This is a genomic window from Streptomyces botrytidirepellens (assembly GCF_003721215.1).
Taxonomy (GTDB): domain Bacteria; phylum Actinomycetota; class Actinomycetes; order Streptomycetales; family Streptomycetaceae; genus Streptomyces; species Streptomyces himastatinicus.
The window spans coordinates 12,543-34,233 of sequence record NZ_RIBZ01000203.1 but is presented as its reverse complement, the minus strand read 5'-3'; the positions used below and the strand labels follow the sequence as shown (position 1 = coordinate 34,233).

General features: G+C 70.0%; 20 protein-coding genes. 19 read left to right on the top strand and 1 reads right to left on the bottom strand.

Annotated elements, in window-relative coordinates; all coding sequences use genetic code 11:
* Positions 1 to 702 precede the first annotated feature (702 nt).
* From EEJ42_RS15715 to EEJ42_RS15705, 3 genes are all read left to right on the top strand, one after another.
* Positions 703 to 1,830 carry a DNA-binding protein gene (locus tag EEJ42_RS15715; protein ID WP_123100554.1) on the top strand — a complete coding sequence of 376 codons (1,128 nt, stop codon included), beginning with the start codon at positions 703 to 705 and terminating at the stop codon, positions 1,828 to 1,830.
* An 83-nt stretch (positions 1,831 to 1,913) separates the two neighbouring features.
* On the top strand, positions 1,914 to 3,155 hold the full coding sequence (locus tag EEJ42_RS15710) for a helix-turn-helix domain-containing protein (RefSeq protein WP_123100568.1): 1,242 nt from the start codon (positions 1,914 to 1,916) through the stop codon (positions 3,153 to 3,155).
* 183 nt (positions 3,156 to 3,338) lie between these two features.
* On the top strand, positions 3,339 to 3,842 hold the full coding sequence (locus EEJ42_RS15705) for an ATP-binding protein (protein ID WP_148081962.1): 504 nt from the start codon (positions 3,339 to 3,341) through the stop codon (positions 3,840 to 3,842).
* On the opposite strand, the gene EEJ42_RS15700 is transcribed toward EEJ42_RS15705, so the two are convergent.
* Positions 3,796 to 5,115 (bottom strand): NsdA family TPR-like regulatory protein, encoded by a 1,320-nt coding sequence (locus tag EEJ42_RS15700; RefSeq protein WP_148081961.1) that lies wholly within the window; start codon positions 5,113 to 5,115, stop codon positions 3,796 to 3,798. The two genes, EEJ42_RS15705 and EEJ42_RS15700, sit on opposite strands and share 47 nt — an antisense overlap.
* 462 nt (positions 5,116 to 5,577) lie before the next feature.
* On the opposite strand from EEJ42_RS15700, the gene EEJ42_RS15695 reads away from it, so the two are divergent.
* The 16 genes from EEJ42_RS15695 to EEJ42_RS15620 all read left to right on the top strand — a co-directional run bounded on the left by EEJ42_RS15695 (position 5,578) and on the right by EEJ42_RS15620 (position 21,656).
* Positions 5,578 to 6,366, top strand: coding sequence for a 2-keto-4-pentenoate hydratase (locus tag EEJ42_RS15695; RefSeq protein WP_123100567.1), 789 nt, complete (start codon positions 5,578 to 5,580; stop codon positions 6,364 to 6,366).
* Positions 6,356 to 7,291, top strand: a complete 936-nt coding sequence (locus EEJ42_RS15690; protein WP_246096756.1) for an acetaldehyde dehydrogenase — start codon at positions 6,356 to 6,358, stop codon at positions 7,289 to 7,291. Before EEJ42_RS15695 ends, EEJ42_RS15690 begins: the two co-directional genes overlap by 11 nt.
* Positions 7,292 to 7,298: 7 nt before the next feature.
* On the top strand, positions 7,299 to 8,303 hold the full coding sequence (gene dmpG, locus EEJ42_RS15685) for a 4-hydroxy-2-oxovalerate aldolase (RefSeq protein WP_184503108.1): 1,005 nt from the start codon (positions 7,299 to 7,301) through the stop codon (positions 8,301 to 8,303).
* Positions 8,300 to 9,328 carry a beta-ketoacyl-ACP synthase 3 gene (locus tag EEJ42_RS15680; RefSeq protein WP_123100550.1) on the top strand — a complete coding sequence of 343 codons (1,029 nt, stop codon included), beginning with the start codon at positions 8,300 to 8,302 and terminating at the stop codon, positions 9,326 to 9,328. Before dmpG ends, EEJ42_RS15680 begins: the two co-directional genes overlap by 4 nt.
* A 5-nt stretch (positions 9,329 to 9,333) precedes the next feature.
* Positions 9,334 to 9,552: an acyl carrier protein gene (locus EEJ42_RS15675; RefSeq protein WP_246096754.1), complete on the top strand. Its 219-nt coding sequence runs from the start codon at positions 9,334 to 9,336 to the stop codon at positions 9,550 to 9,552.
* Between the two features lie 5 nt (positions 9,553 to 9,557).
* Positions 9,558 to 10,430 carry an HpcH/HpaI aldolase/citrate lyase family protein gene (locus EEJ42_RS15670; protein ID WP_123100548.1) on the top strand — a complete coding sequence of 291 codons (873 nt, stop codon included), beginning with the start codon at positions 9,558 to 9,560 and terminating at the stop codon, positions 10,428 to 10,430.
* A complete protein-coding gene (locus tag EEJ42_RS15665; protein ID WP_246096753.1) occupies positions 10,427 to 10,966 on the top strand; it encodes a MaoC family dehydratase in 540 nt (179 codons plus the stop codon). Before EEJ42_RS15670 ends, EEJ42_RS15665 begins: the two co-directional genes overlap by 4 nt.
* Positions 10,967 to 10,980: 14 nt before the next feature.
* A complete protein-coding gene (locus tag EEJ42_RS15660) occupies positions 10,981 to 12,165 on the top strand; it encodes a GNAT family N-acetyltransferase (protein WP_123100547.1) in 1,185 nt (394 codons plus the stop codon).
* A 112-nt stretch (positions 12,166 to 12,277) separates the two neighbouring features.
* Entirely contained in the window at positions 12,278 to 13,681 is a 1,404-nt protein-coding gene (locus tag EEJ42_RS15655) for an NsdA family TPR-like regulatory protein (protein WP_123100546.1), read from the top strand.
* 239 nt (positions 13,682 to 13,920) lie between these two features.
* Positions 13,921 to 14,754: an aminoglycoside phosphotransferase family protein gene (locus EEJ42_RS15650; protein WP_246096751.1), complete on the top strand. Its 834-nt coding sequence runs from the start codon at positions 13,921 to 13,923 to the stop codon at positions 14,752 to 14,754.
* Positions 14,755 to 14,841: 87 nt separating this feature from the next.
* Positions 14,842 to 15,945, top strand: a complete 1,104-nt coding sequence (locus EEJ42_RS15645; RefSeq protein ID WP_342778294.1) for an Ldh family oxidoreductase — start codon at positions 14,842 to 14,844, stop codon at positions 15,943 to 15,945.
* Positions 15,946 to 15,985: 40 nt separating this feature from the next.
* Positions 15,986 to 17,131, top strand: a complete 1,146-nt coding sequence (locus EEJ42_RS15640; protein ID WP_123100543.1) for an LLM class flavin-dependent oxidoreductase — start codon at positions 15,986 to 15,988, stop codon at positions 17,129 to 17,131.
* A 46-nt stretch (positions 17,132 to 17,177) separates the two neighbouring features.
* Positions 17,178 to 18,689 (top strand): Gfo/Idh/MocA family oxidoreductase, encoded by a 1,512-nt coding sequence (locus tag EEJ42_RS15635; protein WP_123100542.1) that lies wholly within the window; start codon positions 17,178 to 17,180, stop codon positions 18,687 to 18,689.
* Positions 18,686 to 19,693, top strand: coding sequence for a phosphotransferase (locus EEJ42_RS15630; protein ID WP_184503104.1), 1,008 nt, complete (start codon positions 18,686 to 18,688; stop codon positions 19,691 to 19,693). Before EEJ42_RS15635 ends, EEJ42_RS15630 begins: the two co-directional genes overlap by 4 nt.
* Complete coding sequence (locus EEJ42_RS15625) at positions 19,690 to 20,979, top strand: phosphodiester glycosidase family protein (protein ID WP_123100540.1); 1,290 nt, start codon at positions 19,690 to 19,692, stop codon at positions 20,977 to 20,979. Before EEJ42_RS15630 ends, EEJ42_RS15625 begins: the two co-directional genes overlap by 4 nt.
* A gap of 11 nt (positions 20,980 to 20,990) precedes the next feature.
* Positions 20,991 to 21,656: a PIG-L deacetylase family protein gene (locus EEJ42_RS15620; protein WP_123100539.1), complete on the top strand. Its 666-nt coding sequence runs from the start codon at positions 20,991 to 20,993 to the stop codon at positions 21,654 to 21,656.
* Positions 21,657 to 21,691: the final 35 nt, after the last annotated feature.

The window sequence follows — 21,691 nt, the reverse complement described above, 5'->3', positions numbered from 1 at the left end:
CGCCGAGACCAGCAGCGAATCCAACAAGCTCACCTGAGACAGCGAGAACATCCGGCGAGACGGGACATCGACCTACGACGCGACCAAACCTCCTAGTTTCTCCCCCTGCTGAACCTCTTAGTGAAAGGGACCTCAGCTGTTCCCGTTCGGGGCACGATCACGGTGACCGTTCCCCGAACACTTTTCCAGCGTTCCCATTCAGGTCTGGCACCCTTTGACCTGCTGATACGGAGTTCAGAAGCAGGTACTATGCGGGGCTCCAGGTCGTTGCGTGTGCGACCGTGCGCGAGAAGAACGTCAGTTCCTCGACTGGTCTGCGATCCCGACCTGCCTGCGGCGAGCGATGAACACGGCCTGGCCGGATGGGTCGCCGCACACATCGACTGGACACCCCGCCTGCTGGCAGGGCCTGACGCGCCGCCCTCACGCACGGCGCCGGTGACCTTCTTGCTATCTACCTCGCACCGTGAACGTCGCCCCTCGCCAGGGCGCGGGCACCCGTTCGCCTGGTCTCTACGTCACCGACTGGGCCATGTATCGCGGGTGGCGATCGCTCTTCAGAGTGCGGTGGACGTGAACTCGGAAAGGGAATGACTACCCTGTGGCGCGAGGATGTCCTGCGTTGCAGGTAGGAAGTACACGCGACGTACGCCTGGTGGCTGATCCTCATCGGCGTATGCGAGGAGTAGGCGAGTAGACCTGGTGAGAGACGAAGTACACCGTGAGGATCGGGCCATAGGCCCGATAGGCCGCCGGCTGGCCAGGTGGCGTCGACGGCAGAACGTCGCTGCGTCCGCTTTTGCCGACCAGGTGGGTCTGAGTCGCCAGCAGCTTCTTGCCCTGGAGACTGGTGAGGATTGGGCCGATCGCCGCAGCCTGGTGGCAGCTCTTGCCCAAGCGATGCGGCTCGATCTCACCGAACTGACCGGTCAGCCCTACCGCCCTTCCGACAGGGAGCATCACGTTGTTCGTGCGGTCGCCTCCCACGTACGGCGTCACCTGATCCAGGTTTCCCTTGGCCAGGAGGGCTCGGCTGGAACGCTCGGTGACCTTGAAGCACGCACCGAAGCCGCTCTCACCGCTGAGGAAGCAGGTGACGAGTATGGGCTCGGGCTGGCGCTCCCGGGGCTGTTGGCGCTGGCCGATCAGACGGTCGCCGCCTCCGTGACCGGTCGAGAGCCGACTGCCCGACTGCGGGCACAGGTGTATGCGGTGGCCGCAGGTCTGCTGCGGCGGGTCGGTTATCGGGATCTGGTGTGGATGCTCCTGCACCAGGTGGGGCCGGAACGCGGTGTGCGTGCAGTCCTCATTGAAGAGATGCGGTTGCTCCTCGATCTAGGGTTTCCCGACCACGCCCTGAATCGGGCCAGGAGGGGCGAGGAGGGACACGGGAGCAACCCGGAGCTGCTGCTGGCCGCAGTCGCTCACGCGGTGGCCGGTCGGCGCGACCGAGCCGAGCAGCACATCGCCACTGCTGCCGCGCGGGCCCAGAATGACCGCCAGATGGCGGCGGCGGCCAGCGCAAGGGTTGTTATCGCGCTGGAAGTCGGCGCCGCAGATGAAGCGGCCGCTCACGCTGGTGCGGTGGACTTCCGCACGATGGTCGGTGCTGAGCACGTAGACGCCCGTGTTGTCGCCGCGACCGCCACGGCCCGCCAAGGGCGAATCAGTCAAGCCAGCGCACATCTGGTGGCCGCGCATTCCCTGTCGCCTCTGCGGGTACGGCTGAGCCCGGTCGCCCGCGAGCTCCTCAGCGTCCTGCCCGCCCGGGCCACAGCGGAGGATGCCGCAACTCTCCGGCGCATCGCCGCTCTCGCAGGTCTGCACTGACCTTCCAGCACTTCGCATAGCCAGTGTCATGGACCTGTAGTCGGTCCTACGCTGTTCCAACAGCGATGGAAATGAGGTCGGCGGTGGACGAGCAGCGTGCCGAGCGGATCGGTACACGGGTGCGAGACGCGCGCCAGCACGCGAGGTTGAGCGTGCGGCAGTTGGCAGAGTTCGCCGGAGTGTCGGCCGGCTTCATATCGATGGTCGAAAACGGTCAGCGGCTGCTCGACCGATCCAGCCACATCATTGCCATTGCCGGAGCAGTGGGGCTAACGCCCACCGAACTGTTGGGCCAGCCCTTCCTATCGAGCGGTTCGGGTACCTCTGCCGCTCATGAGACGATCCCAACCTTGCGTCTCGCGCTGATGGGCATGAGCCCCGCTGCGCCCCCGGGCCGACAGTCGCCTGCCGACGCGCTGGCGCCGTTGGCCACCCGGGTAGCCGAGACGAACCGGCTCTACCACGCGGCCGAGTACGGAGAGGTGGCGTCGCGTCTGCCCGGCTTGTTAGTCGATCTCCACGCGGCAGCCGATGCCCGGAGGGGAACGCAACGTCAGAAGGCCCTGAAACTACTGGCGGCCACCTACCACCCTGCCTGCACTCTGCTCCTGAAATACCTCGGGTACATCGATCTTGCTTTCATCGCCGTCACCCGAGCAGCCGAGGTCATCGCCGAGATCGATGATCCGGTGCACACGGCATTGTCCGGGTTCTGGCGTACCCACGTCCTGCTGGGCGCTGGCAGCCCCTCTCAGGCCTTGGCGCAGGCCACCGCCGCGGTCAACCTCTTGGAGCAGCACCTGATCACCCCCGCGGCTCACGCGCTGCTCGGGGAGCTGCACCTGATCTCGGCCACATCCATCACGGTGGACAAACTGCGTCCGGGCGAGGACCGGGCGGATGACGTCCATGCTCATCTGGCGGAGGCGGCGAGACTGGCGGAGCACACTGGGGAAACTCAGGACTGGCATCTCAACTTCGGTCCGACCAACGTCGGTATCCACCGGGTGAGCCTGAATTGCGATCTCGGCATGTACGAGGACGCCGTTCGCGCCCAGGACGGAGTGCATCCCGAGACCCTGGACAAAGCACCGGGCCGCCAAGCAGCTTTCCACGTGGACCTCGGCCGGTCCCTGGTCCGTCTGCGGGGCCGTGAATCCCAGGCCGTTGCCGAGCTGCTGACCGCCGAGAAGATCGCCCCGCAGCGGGTGCATGCCAACGCGCTTGTGCGTGATGCCGTCGGCGCTCTGGTCGATCGTCAGCTCCCGGCGGGCCAGGCGCGCCGTCTCCTCGCGCTGGCCGACCGGATGGCCCTACCTCTCTGACCAGCTGATACCCCGCGTAAGGAAGCTCCGCCGCCAGGTAGAGAATCGGCGCAGGCTGGTTCAGACGGCCGCGCGCACAGAACTTTCTTCCGCAGAGTTCACAGCGGTGAACACCAACGGGTGATTCTGGCCTTACAGTTCCCCTCCCTGGGCGTTGAGCCGTCCCGGGGAGAGAGGATCGTCATGCTCACTGACACTGAACGCTGCCATGATCTCCAAGTGCCATCCGTCGCTCGATTCGTTCCGCTGGCCCGGCACGCGGTGCGTAACGTGCTGAGGGAATGGGAGGCGGCCCCGGAATTCATCGACGTCGCTTTGCTGGTGGTCTCCGAGCTGGTGACCAACGTCGTGCGACACGCTGCCGTGCGATCGCCGGAGGCATCGATCTCCCTGCGAACCGAGAAGGGTGTGCTGGTGCTGGCCGTCTCGGACACGCACCCCTACGTCCCTGTCCCCCTTCAGGCTGCGGCTCCGCATCGCCAGGAGGGGGACGGAAGCCTCGGCCTGGGGCTGGGACTGCGCATCGTCCAGAACCTGGCGAATGGGTGTGGCGGGAGTCTCCACATGGTCAGGGACCAGGACACGGGCGTCAAAACGATCACCGCCCGACTGCCCATGACCGATGCATTGGGCGAGCACTCTACGTGTGTGGCGCGAGGTCATGCAGGAGGTGTTCAACAGCGCTGATCTTGGTGTGAGGGATGAATCGGGGGATGAGGTCGCTGATTTGTTGGATGCATCGTGACGCACCTAGGGGCTGAGCGAGCTGGACGGCTTGGCGGGCGGTAACAGCAGCTTGGTCCACGTCACCTTGGCTGAGCAGGTTGTCCGCCTGGTAGGCGTAGAAGATCGCTTTGGTTTTGGTGCGTCTCTCGGGAAGGAGGGCGATGCCTTGGGTGATCTGGTGGTCGGCCTGCCGCGGTTGGTCCAGGAGGCTGAGGCAACGGCCGGTGTCCACCGCAATGTCTGCGGGAATCATCCAGGCGCACCAGGGGGGTGGGTCAGCTGTGGCTGTGGTGAGGTGATGCTCGGCGGCGGCAAGGTCGCGGTAGCAGGCGCGGGCGTGGGGGGTGCCGAGCATGGCGTGGGCTCGGGCTCGGCGGAGGTGGAGCAGTGAGCGTGCAGTGGGGTCGGTGGCACGGGTGAGAGCGTTAGTGAGGCTGTCCACGGCGGTTGCGGGCTGGTCGAGCCAGACACTCTGGTACGCGATGTCTGCGATGATGCCGGCACCCAAATCGGTGGCTTTGGCCTGGTGGGCGGAGTGGAGAGCAGCGTTCCAGTAGGTGGTGGCGGCGGTGTGGTGTTGATGGTCGAATCGGTGCCACGCGATGGTCTGGGCGAGGGTTGCGGCGAGGGTGTAGAGGCGAACCTCATCCCTGTCGCTGTAGGTGGCGTTTTCCAGAAGGTCCACCACGTCCTGGTAGAAGCCGACGAGAATGTGGGCGATGTTCTGGCGCTGGGCGGTGGCCAAGCTGTTGAGTCGCTGAGCTGTTGACTCGATCCAATCAAGGACGTCGGGATCGACTGCGCGACTCCGTCCCGCCCGAACGATAGGGACCGGGCTCGTGGTGGCCCACTGATGGGCGCTGGCTGTCAGGGCCGCGGCTGTGTGGGACATGAAGGTACGACGGTCCAGATCCATGTCGATGGCCTCTCTCAGGACGGTGATGGTCAACCCGGTTCCCAGAGGTGACAGCGTCTCGTATCCGGGTAACCACAGCGGCCAGTCGTAGGCGCCTACGAGTCCTTCGGGCACGTCAAGGGCATCCCCGATCAGCATCTGTGACCGACCGTTGGGGCGGCCTCGCCACTGTTCCCACAAGGAAACCCGCTGTCGGGTGGCGCCGCAGGGGACTCGTCGGCGCTTGGCGTGGTACTTCATCTGAAGCGCCAGGCCTGCCTGCGATAAGTCCTTGAGTCTTCGGGCGTAGGTCAGCGGATGCCCAATCAGCTCGTCCACGTGGCTATCACAGCACGCTGGAGCAGCGCGATGCTGGGAATCCCCGCAAAGTGATGACAGAGAGATGACACCTAGGGACCGCTGGTGCTGGTGCTGATCTCGTCGTTGGGCTGTACTGCGGGCACGGCTGCGCCACCACAGCACCAGGCACCTACAGGTAGCGCACCCTTCTGCACTGCGTCTTGTAAGACAGGTTCAGGGAGCCGCCTCACACTCACGGGAAGACGTTCGCCTGCCATCCCCGCCGTGTCTGCCGCGAGCCCCATCGCGATCCGTAGGCCCCTTCACGAGCCCTGCCCACGAGTGGGGCCACGCGGTGGGATGTGGATCCGTCGGCGATGTATACCCGCCCTATAGCAGGGAGTTGCACGAATGAGAACCGATAACGAGCCGGGGCTCCTCGAGGCGCTCCTCATCTCCGCAGAGTCGCACTCGCGGCCTGGATCGGCCGGCCTTCACCTCATGGAGGGTCGGGTGTGGCTGTGGGAGCACGCGGAGGCCCAACGTCTGCGCAGCGCGGAGACGACGCGGCAGCCGGTGTCCTTGCTGAGCCACCGTCAGCCCAAGATCTCGCTGAACGACGCCTACCGGATCCAGTGGCACGGGGCGGCGCTTCGCGTTGCAGACGGTGCGCGCGTGGTCGGACACAAGGTGGGGCTCACCTCGGCGGCCATACAGGAGCAGTTCGGCATCGACCAGCCCGACTCCGGGCTCCTGCTTGACTACATGGCCGTTGCACAGGACCGCGAGTTGCGGATCGGCGACCTGGTGGCGCCGCGCGTCGAGGGTGAGCTCGCCTTCCGGCTGGGGGCGGACCTGTCCGGCGCCTGCGTGGGCGAGAAGGCGATCCGAGACGCGGTTGCGGACACGTTCCTCGCCCTGGAGGTCATCGACAGCCGGTACGGATTCGAGGGGTTGGCGCTCGCCGACAGCGTGGCGGACAACGCGGCCTGCGGGCGGTTCGTCCTCGGCGCGGCCGTGCCTGGGCTGGTGCCGGAGTTGGGCGGGGAGCATCTGACCCTCACGGTGGACGGTGCCGTGGCGGCCTCCGGGTTCGGCCGGGCGATCCTGGGCGACCCGATCCGCTCTGTGGCTTGGCTGGTGCACCGGCTGGCCTCCTTCGGAACGGGACTGCGGGCCGGTGACGTCGTGCTGGCCGGAGCCGTGCACGCCAGCCTCCCGCTGGGCGCCGGGCAGACCGTGGCGGTCGGCTCTCCCCGTCTTCCGCAGGCGGTGCTCCATGTCGCATAGCGCCATCGCCCCGCGCGCGTCCCACGATTCCACCACCGACCGTGTGACCGCCGCGCCCCGTCTGAAGGCGGCCGTGATCGGCGCTGGCATGCTCGGCCTCGATCTGGCCGAGCGCCTGAACGCCTCGCCCGTGCTGAGCTGCGAACTCGTGGCCAGTCGGCAGAGCAGCGCCAGCGCGCTGCGCCGCGCCGCCCAACTGGGCTGTGAAGTCTCTACCGAAGGCATCACGGCGGTGGTCCGTGCGGGCGTCGACGTGGTCTTCGACGCGAGTTCGGCCGAGGCGCACCCCGCCCACTGGGCCGCGCTCGCCTCGGCCGACGTGCTGCTGGTGGATCTCACGCCGAGCAGCGGCGGCAGCATGCTCACCCCGACGGTCAACGCCGTCCGGGCGGAGTCCGACCGTCATCTGAGCCTGGTGAGCTGCGGCGGGCAGGCCGTACTCCCGGTGCTGGACGCGGTGGCCAGGAACAGCACGCGGGTCGAGGACGTCGAGGTGGTCACCACCGTGGCCTCGGCCAGCGTGGGTCCTGCCACGCGGGACAACCTCGACGAGTACCTCGCCACCACCGGCTACGCGGTACAGCGGCTGACCGGCGCGACGCGGGCGAAGGTGATGGCCACCATCAGCCCGGCCCTGCCCGCACCGGCCTTCCGCGCGCAGATCACCGCGTGCGCGTACGGCATCCAGACCCGCGCGCTGAGCGACGCGGTCGAGGCCGCGGCCGTCGCCGTGCGCCAATACGCCCCCGGCTACCAGGTGAGTGCGCTGTCCGTAGTCGATGACCTGGTGCGGGCGACCGTCACGGTCACTGCCCGGGGAGGGCGGTTGCCGTCCTACGCCGGGAACGTGGAGATCATCAACGCCGCCGCCGTGACGCTGGCCGAGCGCTACGCGCGCTCCCGGGAGGTGGGACACCGTGGTTAGCAGCCACATCTCGCAGTTGACCGTCCACGATGCGACGCTCCGCGACGGGCAGCACGCGGTGCAGCACCAGCTCGACGTGCCGCAGTTGCGGGCGTACGCCCTGGCCGCGAGCGCGGCCGGTGTGCCGGTGGTCGAGGTCGGGCACGGCAACGGGCTCGGCGCGTCCTCACGCCAGATCGGGTACGCGCGTCTGGACGACGTCACGATGCTGGAGACCGTCCGCGAGGTGCTGACGGGCACCAGTCGGATGGGCGTGTTCATGGTCCCCGGCTGGGGAACCGGTGCGGACATCCGCCAGGCCGCCGCCTGCGGCGCGGACGTGGTGCGGATCGCCGCGCACTGCACCGAGGCCAATGTGTTGCGCCGCCATCTGGGTATCACGCGGGAGTTGGGCCTGGAGGCGCAGGCCGTGCTCCTGATGAGTCACATGACCGGTGCCGCGCGGCTCGCCGAGGAGTGCCGGCGGGCTGCGGAGTACGGGGCGCAGGCGGTAGGGATCATGGATTCGGCCGGGCACTACCTGCCCGCCGATGTGACCGAGCGCATCGGGGCCATCGTCGCCGCGGTGGACGTGCCGGTGATCTTCCACGGGCACAACAACCTGTCCATGGCCGTGGCGAACTCGATCGCCGCCGTCGAGGCCGGGGCCCGCGTCATCGACGCGTGCGCGCGCGGCTTCGGGGCGGGCGCGGGCAACACGTCCCTCGAGGTTCTCGTCGCCGTGCTGCACCGGTCGGGGCACGAGATCGGCATCGACCTGCCGGCGCTGCTGCGCGCGGCGGACGTCGCCCATGACCGGCTGATAGCCGGGCCGCCGGTCATCGACTCGGTGAGCCTGGCCTCGGGTCTGGCCGGGGTGTTCTCCGGTTTCAAGCCGCGCGTGCTGGCGGCCGCCGGGGCCGCGGGCGTTGACCCCCTGGAGGTCTTCGCCGAACTGGGACGGCGCCAGGTCGTGGCCGGGCAGGAGGACCTGATCGACGAGGTCGTCCGCGGCCTCAAGGTGGCGTCGTGACCGCGCTCGCCGCCAGCGGCGGGCAGCATCCCCCCGCTGCTGTGCTGTGCGGTCTGGGCACCGCGCAGGCGGAGCTCCGAGTCCCCAACGCGGCGATCTCCGCGCGCTTGGGCGTGGCCGACGACTGGATTCTCACCCGGACCGGGATCGTCGAGAGGCGGCGCGCGAGCGCGGGCACCTCGACGGCCGATCTCGCCGTCCGGGCGGCCGCGGCCGCGCTGAAGTCCTCGGGGACCGAAACCGTCGACGTGGTGATCCTGGCGACCGCGACCCCCGACCACCGGATGCCGGGCACGGCGCCGGAAGTGGCCGCGCGCCTGGGCCTGCACGGGATCGCCGCCTTCGACATCGCTGCCGCGTGCACCGGCCTGTCCTACGCCCTCCAGGTCGCGAGGGGATTCGTCGCCGACGGCGCGGCGCAGCGGGCGCTGGTCATCACGGTCGATCGGTTGTCGCACCTGACCGACCCGGACGACCGCACGACGGCCGCGCTGTTCGGGGACGGAGCCGCCGCGCTCGTGGTGCGCCGCGGGCAGGTGGGTGAGCCGGGCGCGGTGGGACCGGTGATTCTGGGCGCCGACGGTCGGCACGCGGACGCCCTGGTCGTTCCGCACGGACAGTTCATGCGCATGCGCGGCCGGGAGGTGTTCCAGCACGCGGTCACCCGCATGTCTCAGGCCGCCGAACAGGCCGCGGCTGCGGCCGGGTGGAGCCTCGGCGACGTCGACCGGTTCGTGCCCCACCAGGCCAACTCCCGTATCACCGAGGCCGTCGGCCGCCGGCTCCACTTCGACGGGGGGCGTGTGCTGGGGGACATCGCCCACCTGGGCAACACCAGCGCCGCGTCGATCCTCTTCGCCCTCGCCCACGCGGCGTGCGACGGCGCGCTGCGCCCCGGGCACCGGGTCCTGCTGGCCGCGTTCGGTGCGGGCCTGACCTGGGGCGCCACCACCCTCACCTGGCCGGACGTGCCCTGCGTGGCCGACCGGCCGGACCCTTCACACCGATTGGAGGCAGCCCGGTGAACCCGATGCTGAAAGACATCCTGACCGGCCATCTGCAGGTGGGCGAGCAGTCTTTGCGCCCGGAGGCGAGCCTGGAGGACGCCGGTCTCGACTCGCTGGCGATCGCCGAGCTGGACCTGCTGCTGGCCGAGCACGGCGTCACCATCGGCGAGGACCGGCTCGCATCGGTCACGACCGTGGGCGCCCTCGACCAGCTGGTCGACAAGCACCTCGCCGGTAGGTGACGGCCATGACCACGCCCCGTACCGGCCCCGGCGGAACCTGGCTGATCACGCCGCCCTCGGACGGCCGGCTGGAAGCGGCGCTGCGCGCGGAGCCCGACGTCGCCCTGCTGGACCTGGAGGACTCCGTCCCGCCGTATGGCAAGGACACCGCCCGTACGGCGGCCGTGGCCCATCTCGGCGCCGCACCGGTGCACGGCGCGACGGTGCTCGGGCTGCGCGTGAATGCGCCGGGCACCGTACACGGGCTGAAGGACCTGGTGGCGGTTGCCGACGCTGGTCTGCACGACGTCGTCCTGCTTGTGCCGAAGGTGGAGTCCGCCCGCGAGTTGGAGCTGGTGGCCCAGGTCCTGAAGGAGACGGCGACGGGCGTGCGTGTCTGCGCCTTGATCGAGACGCCCCGTGCGCTGCTTCGCCTCGACGACATCTTCGCCTCGCCGGTGCTGGGCGGTGTCGTCTTCGGGGCGGCCGACTACGCGGCCGCCAGCGGGTGCCGCCGCACCAGCAGTGCCCTGTGGTGGGCACGCTCGTCCATCGCCGCGGCGGCCGCCGCCCACGGCATCCCGTCGATCGACTCGCCGTACTTCGACCTCGGGAACCCGGAGGGCCTGCGGCGCGACGCGCAGGAGGCCCGAGATCTGGGGTTCACCGGCAAAGGCGCCGTGCACCCCGACCAACTCCCCCTCATCCGGGCGGCGTTCTGCCCCACCGACGAAGAGGTGGCGCAGGCCCAGGCGGTCGTGAGCGCCGCTGGCCGGTCCGGCGGCCAGCTGGTCCGGTCCGGCGGCCAGATGGTGGGACCTCCGCTCGTCGTAGCGGCCCGCGCCGTGCTCGACCGGGCCGGGAGCCGTACCGAACCCAGCCACGGAGGCATCCAGTGAAAGAGACGACCATGGTGCAGGGCTACCGGGCCGTCGGCGAGGGCCGGCTGCGTGAGGTGGTCGGCCGCGGCTTGGAGGAGTTCGGCGCCCTCGTCGGCCAGACCATCGAGCACCGTCCGGCCCGGACCGTCACGGACACCGATCACGCCATGACCTTGGCGCTGACCGGCAACGTGGCCCCCGTCCACTCCGACGTGCAGTTCTGCGAACGGACGGGCAGGGAGCGGCCCTTGGTGTGCGGAGTCGTCACGCTGGGCCTGGTCATCGGCGTGAGCGTCCGCTCCACCAGCGGCCTGACCACCGCCAACCTTGCCTTGGACGACGTGCGCTTCGAACAGCCCGTGCATGTCGGAGACACCCTGCGCGCCGAGACCGAGATCCTCTCGGCCCGTCCCTCGGCGAGCCGCCCTGACCAGGGCGTCGTCACGGTCCGCACCACCGCCTTCAACCAGTTCGACCAGCGCGTCATCACCCTCAGCCGTGCCTTCCTCGTCCCCGCCGACGCGACGGCGGTCCGTACCGCCACCGCCTACTGAAGAAGGGAGTACCGATGCCGGGCAGCACACCGATGGTCGTCGTCGAAGCCGACGACGCGCTGTGGCAGGAGTATCAGGACCTGACGCTGCGCAGCTACGGGCACCGGGTGGAGGACGTCGCCCGGCTGCGCGAGCACGCGGACGCCCGGGTGGCCGTGCGCGACGGCCGCGTCATCGGCGGCGGCCTGGCTCTCGCGGTCCCCCTGTTCTTCGGCGGCAGGCCGGTCCCGGGCGCCTGCCTGGCGGGCGGCTGCATCGCCCCCGAAGCCCGGGGCAGCCGGTTGTGGTCGACGCTGCTCGAGGAGAGGCTGCGGCCTCTGAAGGAGCAGGATGCCGTCCTGGCGACGGCATGGACCGCCTCCACCGGGTACGGGCACCGCATGGGCTGGGCCGCGCCGAGTCAGGTCTACTCTTGGACGGTTCCCACCGAGGAGCTGCGCGGCATCACCGACGGCTGCGGCTTCGACATCGTCCACGGCGCCGACGACCGGGACCGGGAGCGGCAGCAGAAGCTCGCCGGGGACTGGAACGGGCCGTGGCAGCGGCCCTCCTGGTGGCCGGAGTGGCAGCAGGCCGAACACCCCGGCATGACGCACTACCGCTTCGCCCTGCCCGGCCGGGCCTCGGACGGGCTGCTCGCGATCGCCTTCGACCTGGACCGCGCCGACGGCCGCCGCCTGGTCGTCCATGACTTCTGGGCGGCGACCGGCGAGGCGGCCACGGCCATGCTCGGCTTCCTCGGACGCCACCACAGCCGCATTCCGACCGTCATGTTCCAGCGCACCGCCCTGCCGCCCGGCCCGCTGCTGCAGAACCATCTGCGCCGCGCCGGGGCGGCCGCCGCCACCTCCTGGCACCCCTGGATGCTGCGCATCCTCGACCCCGCCGAGGCAGTGCGCCGCCGCGGCTGGCCCGAGGACATCGACCTCACCCTCCCGCTCACCCTGCGCGCCGATGACGACAGCCCGTCTGCGCCCCTGCTCCTGCGCATCACGTCCGGCGCCGGAGACCTGACGCACTACCCCGGCGAGCGGCACGAGCTCGCTCTCACTCCCCGCCAGTTCGCCCACTGGTACGCGGGTGGCTACCGCACACCGGCCGCAGCTCTCCTCGACGGCGTTCACGGCGAGCCCCGCGCGGTGGGGGAGCTCGTACGCGCCACGGCCGACCGCGAACCGTGGATGCCTGAGTACTTCTGACCGTTGTGTACTGCCCAGACCGCCCCGCCGCACACAGGGGCCGGAGCCGGCCCCGCCGATCCCGCCCCGGAGCACTCGCGGCACCCTCAATTTCCCCCAACATGGAGGCTCGATGACCGGCAGTCGTCCCAGAACGCCGAACGCGGCGCTCGCTGTGCTCCTTAACGGGCACGGGATGAGTCACAAGGGTCTCGCCTTCCGTGTCAACCAGCTGGCCGAGCGGGATGGAATCACCACGGCGTACAAGCACAGCAGTGTCGCTCGGTGGCTCGCCGGAGCAACACCCAAGGGCCCCGTGCCCCAGTACATCGCCACCGCGTTGACCGAACGGATCGGTAGAACGGTCACGGTGGAGGAGATCGGCATGGGAGTAGCCCCCGACGCGGCACCGCGCGGCTGGGACTTCCCTCGCGACCGCGAGGAAGCCATCAAGGGCGCACGCGCCCACTGGAGCGCCGCCGACGGGCCGGGCGGCGCGTTCGCCGCGGCTGGCTACGTGCTGCCCGTCACTCGATGGCTCGCCGTGCCCGCCGACTCCGCGGACGCAGCGGACTCTGCCGAGAAGAACAGCAGTGACGCCGAACGGCTGATTGGCGCGGAGGATCTTAAGGAGCTCCAGGACGCGGCCGAGCAAGCCCGCCTCTGGGACGCTCAATTCGGAGGCGGCAACTGGTGGATCAGCTCAGTCCGGCGTTGCCTGAACGAACGCGCCCTGCCGCTACTCGAAGTCCGACACTGCGAGGCCATTGCGCGCGAGCTGTTCTCCATCACCTCGGAACTGTCCCGCGTCGCTGCCTGGGCGGCGTTCGACAGCGGGCGCAGCGCGTCCGCCCAGCAGCACTTCGTGCAGGCCCTGCGCCTGGCCCGCGCCGGCGGCGACATCGAGATGGGCACCTACGTCCTGACCACCATGGCCCTGCACACCATCCTGGAGGGCGCGCCGGACCAGGCTCTCGACATGGCCCAGGGGGCCTTCCACCGCGGCCGCCGCCACGCTTCCCGCCGGGTCCTGGCCTTCGCCAAGCTGGCTGAGGCGCGCGCTCTGGGCCGTATGGGAGACGCGACCGGGGCAACCACCGCGCTGAGCCGGGCCGAATCCTGGCTCGACAAGATCCACCCCGGGTCCCAGGACTCCGAGCGGCTCTCCTACGTCACTCACGGCCGACTGGCAGCGGACGCCACCGAGATCTTCCGCGACCTGTGCAAACCCAAGGCCGCCCTCGGCTGGAACCGGCAAGCGGGGGAACTGTCCGACGTCCACCAGACGCGCGCCGTGGGCCTGCGCATGGCCGTCGCGGCCACCGCCGCTTGCCAGGCACGCGATCTCGATCAAGCGCTCGACTACGGCAACCGGGCCCTGGTCCTGCTGCAGCGGGTGGAGTCGACCCGGGCTCGGAAGTATCTCGAAGACGTGGCCAGGGCCCTTGCACCGTGGGCCGCCGAGCCTCGGGCGAGCGCCTTCCTTCAACGCCTGGAACACGGCGAGTTGACCACTGGAGCGGGAGCAGCGAGATGACAACGCCGACACACACCGGGCGACCCGGGCAGCGAGCGGACACGATCCGGGGCCCGCCGCGCGTGCCGGATGCCCACGCGCCGGGCACGGCCGCTGAATAGATTCGACACCTGCCCGAGTGGCCGCCCGCAATGCGCACCATGCCCTCCTTCGTACCTAGTGAAAGAGCCAGCCCTATGACACACGCCGCCTCTCTCCCCCCGGGCCTGCACCAGTGGGTCACCCGTCACGTCCCTGGCATGGACACCGCCACCGTGACAGATGCCTCCTGGCCGCGCGGGGACTCCAGGGTCTGGCGCGTATGTGCGGACCTCGGTGAGATCTTCGTCAAGCTGTACCCCTCCACCGAGAAGTACGAGCGGGAGGTACTGGGGTGCGAGCATGCGACGCAGGCGCTCGCCCCGGACGAGGCGCCGCACTTGCTGGCCAGTGATCCGGATCGGTCGGCGGTCGTCCTGTCCGCGCTTCCGGGCCGCGTCGTACGGGGACTGCCCCTGGAAAGGACCGAGGAACAGCATGTTCACCGGCTCGCCGGCAATCTGCTGCGCCGCTGGCACGACGCCCCGGAGCTGATCAGCGACCTCGAGCTCCAGCGCATCATGGCGTCGGTGAACATGCAGGCCGACGAGGCCGCCATGATCTTGGAACGGATCGGCGATCAGCTCTCCCCTGCCGAGCAGGACCTGGTCCGGGACGCGGCCTGCGGCCTGCCCCACCTCGCCCAGAGCCTCCCACTGGCCTACCGGCACGGCGACTACTCCCCCCGCAACTGGCTGTGGGACGCGGCGCCGGGGCACCACAGCCTGATCGACTTCGAGGAGTCCGCGCCGGGAGTCGCGATCGAAGACCTCGTGTGGTTGTGCGGCGCCGCGTGGCCCACCCGCCCCGACCTGCGCGACGCCTTCCTGGCCGGATACGGCCGACTGCTGTCGTCATCCGAGCAGCGCGCGCTCGTGCTGCTCACCGCCCGCCTGGGTGTCTCCTACCTCAACACCGGCCTAACCAAGGCGGACACCGTCCTCATCGACCGGGGTCGCACTGTCCTGGAACACATGGTGCGCGCCCCCCGCTGACGCGCCTGCCCCGCCCGCCCCGGGTGCCACGGATCGCCGCCCGGGGCCCGGCCGCCTTCCCGCCCACCACCACGTACGGAGACGCGCGTGATACCTGTCCACGAGAGCGGCCCCGACCACCCCTTACATCCCTGCGTGCGGCCCGCCGAGAGGAATAGTCCTGCTTCGGCCCGGCCCGGCCCAGCAAGAGCTGCCCGCCTGGACGTCGATATCGACGACGTCCACGCGCTCATGACGGCCGCCTGCACCCTGGCCGGCGTCCCCGGCGACGGGATCGGCCGCGTCGTCGAGCACTACCTCGACGGCGAGCTGCGGGGAAAGCCGTCGCACGGTGTGGCCAAGTTCGTCTTCGAGTCGCAGTTCTTCTCCCAGCGCATCGGCCCACCCCGCATCAAGCATGAGCGCGGCGCCATGGCGGTCGTGGACGGTCAGCGTGAAATCGGTCCGCTCAGCGCCGACTTCGCCGTCCGCCTCGCTGCCCGCAAGGCACGCCGACACGGCGTGGGCATCGTCGGCATGATCAATACCCAGCGGTACGGCATCCTCGCGCCGTGGAGTGAGCAGCTCGCCGAGCGCGGCCTGGTCGGCCTGGTCGCGAACACCTCCCGCCCGGAAGCCACGGTGCATGACGCCCAGACCCCCTTCCTCGGCGTCAACCCGGTCACCTTCGCCTTCCCGACCAACGACGGCACGGTCAGCGCGGACATGTCGACCACGCTGGCCCCCATGGGCGTGCTCTGGGAGGCACGGCGCTCCGGCTCCCCGCTGCCCCGGGACTGCTTCGTCGACGAGCACGGCGCGTTCACCGAGGACCCCGACGCAGCCCGTGCGGCGATGGTCTTCGGCGAACACCGCGGCTTCGCTCTCTCCCTGCTCATCCAGATCCTCACCGGCTCGCTCTTCGGCTTCCCCATGAGCGACGGCGTGGACTCCACCTGGACCACCGGCTACACATTCATCGCCCTCAACCCCACCTTCGTTGACCAGGGCGACAGCCACCTGGCAGCCAACACCCAACTGGTCGAGACGATCCGGCAAGCGGCGACGTGCGAGGGCGGGACTGTACGCCTGCCCGGCCAGGCGGGCAAGGACCGCGCGGCGCGCGCCCGGCACGCCGGACGCATCGAACTCGGCGAAGAGCTCTACGGACGGCTGCGGGCCCGCGCCACCGGCGACTTCACCTCCGACTGACCCCCTCACCTCATCCTCTCGACTCTGGAGTGTGCGCGAAATGCGTTTCCACTGGTTCCTGCCCACCGCCAGCGACGGCCGGTCCCTGACCGTCGGCACCCGAGGTACACACGGCCCCGAGGCCGCCGATGACGGACCGGCCCGCGTCACGGCCGACCGGTTCCGGGCCCCGACGATCGGCTACCTGACACAGATCGCCCAGGCCGCCGAGACGGTCGGCTTCGACACCGTCCTCACCCCGACCGGGACATGGTGCGAGGACGCCTGGCTGACGTGCGCCGCGCTCGCGCGGGAGACCGAGCAACTGCAGTTCCTGGTCGCCTTCCGCCCTGGCCTGATCTCGCCCACCCTGGCCGCGCAGCAGGCCACCACCTTCCAGCGCCTGTCCGCCGGGCGGCTGCTGCTGAACGTCGTCACCGGGGGTGAACGGGACGAGCATGCCCGCTTCGGTGACCATCTGACCAAAGCCGACCGCTACGCGCGCACGGACGAGTTCCTCACCGTACTGCGCGGCGCCTGGAGCGGCGAGCCGTTCACCTTCAAGGGCAAGCACTACGACGTCGTCGGTGCGACGGTTCTCGCTCTGCCCGACCCGCTGCCGCGCCTGTACTTCGGCGGGTCCTCGCCGGAGGCCGGGCCCGTTGCGGCCCGTCACACGGACACCTACCTCACCTGGGGCGAGCCGCCCGACCAGGTTGCCAAGAAGATCTCCTGGATACGCGAACTCGCCCATCACTGCGGCCGACAGGTGCGGTTCGGTATCCGCTTCCACGTCGTGACCCGCGACAGTAGCGCCGAAGCCTGGGCCGCGGCCGAGCGCCTCCTCGTCGGTCTCGACCCCGCTCACGTCGAGCGGGTGCAGGGCCTGCTGGCGGCCAGCGAGTCGACCGGCCAGGCACGGATGAGCGCCCTGCACGCACGGTTCCGCGACGGCTCTTGGACCCCGTCCGACCTGGAGATCTACCCCAACGTCTGGGCTGGGGTGGGGCTGCTGCGCGGCGGCGCCGGAACGGCGCTGGTCGGCAGCCACACCGAGGTCGCCGACCGGATCGCCGAGTACGCGGGCCTGGGCATCGACGAGTTCATCCTGTCCGGCTTCCCGCACCTGGAGGAGGCGTACATGGTCGGCGAAGGCATCCTGCCCGAGCTGCGCCGCCGCGGGCTCGCGCCGGAGATACGCCGATGAGGCCCGCGCCCCACCGCCCCCGCATGCGGAAGTGGGAGGAGAGGACATGAAGAACGTGCTGGTGATCGGCGTCGGTCCGCACGCCCGCCGCTCCCATCTGCCCGCCCTGGCCGCCGGACAGCGCGACGGCCTGGTCGGCACGGTCTGCGGGGTGGACGTCCTCGGCGCCGCCAGCGTCCTGACCGTCTTCGACAGCGACGACGGACCGCGCGACCTGCCGGTGACCCCCATCGTGCCGTTCCCCGCTGGAGAACAGACGCTGCCGGACGCCGTACGCCAGACCCTGGACGGCCTCGTGGTCCGTCGCGGCATCGACGCGGTGGTGGTGGCCACCGAACCCGCCTTACACATGGTCTACGCCCGCTGGGCGCTCGAGCGGGGCCTGAGCGTCCTGCTGGACAAGCCGCTGGGAGTGCGCCCGAGCGCCTCCACCGACCCCGCGCAGGCTGGCGCGATCCTCACCGACGTGGACGACCTCCTCGCCCGCTACGAGCTCGCTCGCCGGCACCGTCCGGACGTCGTGGTGAGCGTGCAGTCCCAGCGCCGCTACCATCCGGCGTTCTGGCAGCTGCGCGACCTCATCGCCGAGGTCGCCGAGGCGACCGGATGCCCGGTCACCTCCGTGCAGTCCTTCCACAGCGACGGCCAGTGGCGCCTGCCGGACGAACTGCTCGACCTCGACTACCACGGCTACGACCGCGGCTACGGCAAGTGCGCCCACAGCGGCTACCACTTCTTCGACATCATCCCGTGGCTGCTGGCCGCGGGTGACGCCAGCGGCAAGATCGCCGACGCCGTGCGCGTCCATACCGAGGTCACCCGGCCGGTCGACCTCCTGGCGCAGCTCGGCGTCGACGACTACGAGCGGCTCTTCGACGGCTTCGCCGCCCGCAACCGGTACACCGAGGCCGAGCTGCACACCGGGCTGCACGGCTTCGGCGAAGTGGACGCGAGCATCTCCCTGGCCTTCACCAGGGCCGGACGCACCCTCACCCTCGGCACCCTCAACCTGTTCCACAACGGCTTCTCCCAGCGAGGGAATCTCGCCCCCGCCGCCGCGCTCTACAAGGGCAACGGCCGCGTACGGCAGGAGACGCACATCATCCAGCAAGGCCCCTTCCAGGCACTGCACCTGCACTCCCTGCAGACCCTGGAGGACGACTCCTGCGCTGGCGACCGGTACGCGACCGGTGGGGACCGGCACGTTGAGGTGCACGTCTTCCGAAACGACCGCTTCCGGCCCGGCTGGAAGCCGTACACACGCCTCGACCACGACGCCCTCACCACCGTGGACGGCCGGATCGCGGCGCCGACCCAGCAGTCCTCGCGGCGGCGCAGCGTGAGCGAGTTCCTCCTCTACCTCAACGGGCGGCGCAGTCGTCACCAAATGCGCTCCGACCTCACCACCCACCGAACGGCCGCCGCCTTGATGGCCGGCACCTACCTGTCGATGGCCCACCGGTGGAGCGGCGCCTCGCCCGAGGCCACGTTGAGTCTGACGCCGACGCTCGCCGCGATCCCCGCACCGGTCCGGGCCCGGGAGGTGATCGTGCGGTGATCGCCTCAACCACGGTGCCCCTGCCGTCCCTGGCTGAGCTCCTGGGCCCGGCCCTGCCCCGCGTGCTCGCCGACTGCCGCCCTCACACGGGCGTTCCCCTCGTGACCAAGCGGGTCAGCGGAGGCAACGTCGCCCACGTCTTCTCCGTACGCGGCCCCGCCGACCGCGTGATCATCAAGATCCGCCGGGAACACTTCGCCCGCATCCCGTCCCTGCGCGCCGACCCGGCGCTCATCGGCGACGAGCGCCGGTTGCTGGAGCTCTACCACGCCGCAGCGCCCGGCGTCTTCCCGCGCGTTCTCGCCTTCCACGACGACACGCGCGCGATGGTGCTCAGCGACGTGTTCCCCGACGGCCGTACCTACCACCAGCACCTGATCGAGCGATCCGCCACCGCCGCCGAAGTGGCACGCCTGGGCCGCACGCTGCGCCGCGTCCACCAGGCCACCCGCGACGCACGCGCACCCCAACGGCAGAACCTCGACTCGCGATTCCCCGCCTATCAGCGGGACTTCGCCCTCCGCTCCCTGGGTCACCCCGTTCTGGACGCAGCCTGTGCGGAGATGGCTGGCCGCTCCGAACGCCAGCTCGTCCTGGGGGACCTGGCGCCGAAGAACATCAGCATCACCGACGCGCAGATCGGCCTGTGCGACCTCGACAACGCCCATCACGGCTGGCCGCTCTACGACCTCGGCTACTTCGCCGGACACCTGCTGATCCACCACCTCACCCGCCCGCACGAACTTCCCGCTCTGGTCACGGCGCTGCTCATGGGCTACCAGGGCAAGCGGACCCTCAGGCGGCAGGACGCAGTGCTGGCCGCCACCGTGGCCGCTGGCGTCGTCCTCTACCGCCTCGGCGACGGCATCGTCCCCTACTCGCTCGGTCAACCGGCCGCGCTCGCCGACCGTTACCGCGGGCGGACGCGCACCCTGCTCGACCACGGGACGCTCACTCTCCAGGACCTCGTCCGCGCCGCCCAGCCAGGGACGGTTCCCGCATGACGACGCCCACCGCACTTGCTCGCAGCGACGAAGACCAAGAAGCGATCCGGATGCTTCGCGCCCACGGCTACGACGTTCCGGATGTCCAGGCCCTGGCCCGGGATCAGCGCGCCTTCGCGGTCCGCGTCACCGACCGGGACCTCCCGCTCGCGCCCGGCGCCCACCTACGTAGCCGGTGTGTGGACCTGGGCGCCGGGAGCTTCACCAACGTCCATACGCTCACCCTCGATCTCGAAGCCGTCCGGGCCGAGGTGCACTCCCGAACCGACACCTTCCACCTGCCCGAGCTGGTGACTTGCAGCGTCCTGGCGGCCGTGAGTGGCTCGTTCGCATTCATCTCCGACGATCCCGCCTACCAGCCTGCCGAACCGTGCCTCGATTTCTGCTGCCGAAACGGCACCGTGATCAGCGCGCCGACCGCCGAAAAGCCCGTGCTGCTCGTGCGCGACGGTCAGCCCGTGATCGAGCCCCTCCCGGCCAGCGGGACACTTACCCTCGGCGGCCTGCCCTACCGATGGATCGGCTCCAAGGAACCCGGCACACCCCCGGACCCGTCCGCGCCCCTACTCGTCTACGGCGCCGCGAACTGCCAGATCCGCTACCGCGACCACCCACGTACCGGCTTCCTCCGCCACGTCGACCGGCCGTCCAACGTCACCCCCCTGTCCGCCTCGACCGTCGACTACGTGGTGACCGGCAGCCGGGAGCGTGGGTTGCGGGTGAGCCAGATCCGGCCCGGGGGCGGCAGCGACCTCTTCAGCGGCAGCTTCATCCTGCGCGCCGACCGTCCCGTGGCGGACGTGACTCTCGGTGTGCCCGTGGAGATCACCGAGATCGCCGGCCACGAAGTGGACGCTCTCGAATCGGGAATCTCCCTGGGACCGAGCGTCGCCGACGCCGCGGACGGGCTCACCGCCCCCTACGACGCCTCCCTGGGCAAGTCCCCGTTCCGGAGCACCCGGCACGCCCGAACGTTGATCGCTCTGCACGACGGGCGGCTGGTGCTGAAGATCCTCGACGGCGCCCCCAACACGAACACGTTCCGAGGCGCCACCCCGCAAGAGACCGCCGAACTCTGCGCGGCCGACGGCCTCGACCCCCACCACGCCTACCACCTCGACGGCGGCGCCTCCTCGAAGATCGCCTACCGGCACGCCGGTATGCCCCGCGTGGTCGGCAGCATGCACTACCTGCGATGGCCGACCGCCGCCACGGAGCCGTTCCGCTGGCAGGGACTGGAAGGCCGCGCCCTGCACAGCGCCATCATCCTCAAGCCCCGCTCGTGAAAGGCCCACCCGTGACCGACGTCCTGATCGTCGTGGCCCATCCCGACGACGCCGAAATCGCCATGGGCATGCGCATGCGCGATCACGCCCTCACCGGCGACCACGTACGGGTGCACTGCCTCAGCCCCGGCGCATCCACCCCCGAGGGTGCCGAACAGCGCCGATCCGAGTGCCTGGCCGCCGGCGCACTTCTCGGAGTCGCGCAGTACTCCTTCTCCCGGATCCCCGACAACGAGTTCGTGGAACGGCGCGTGGAGATCAACCGGGAGCTCTTCCGCGTCTTCAGGGAGCGACGCCCCGACGTCGTTTACACCCACTTCCCCGATGACCAGCACCTCGACCACCGCATCACGGCAGACGAGGTCACCACCGTGGCGCTGCGCGAAGCTGACGACCTGTACTACTTCCGCTCCCCCTACAGCCACGACTTCGAGCCGAACCTCTACTTTGTCGGCACCCCCGACCTCCTGGCCGCCAAGCAGGCCGCCCTGGCCTGCTTCGCCTCCCAGAAGCAGCTCGACATGACGGTCTTCAGCAGCCTGACCGAACTGGCGTACCGGCAGTACGTGCACCACCGCGTCGTCGAACGCTTCCCCGATGATGCCCACGGCGCCGAGATGTTCCGCACCGCCCGTCAGATCGTCCATGCCTCCCGCTCGGCCGCCGCCCGCCCGTAGGCGCGGCACCGACCGCAGCCACACACCTCCAGCCC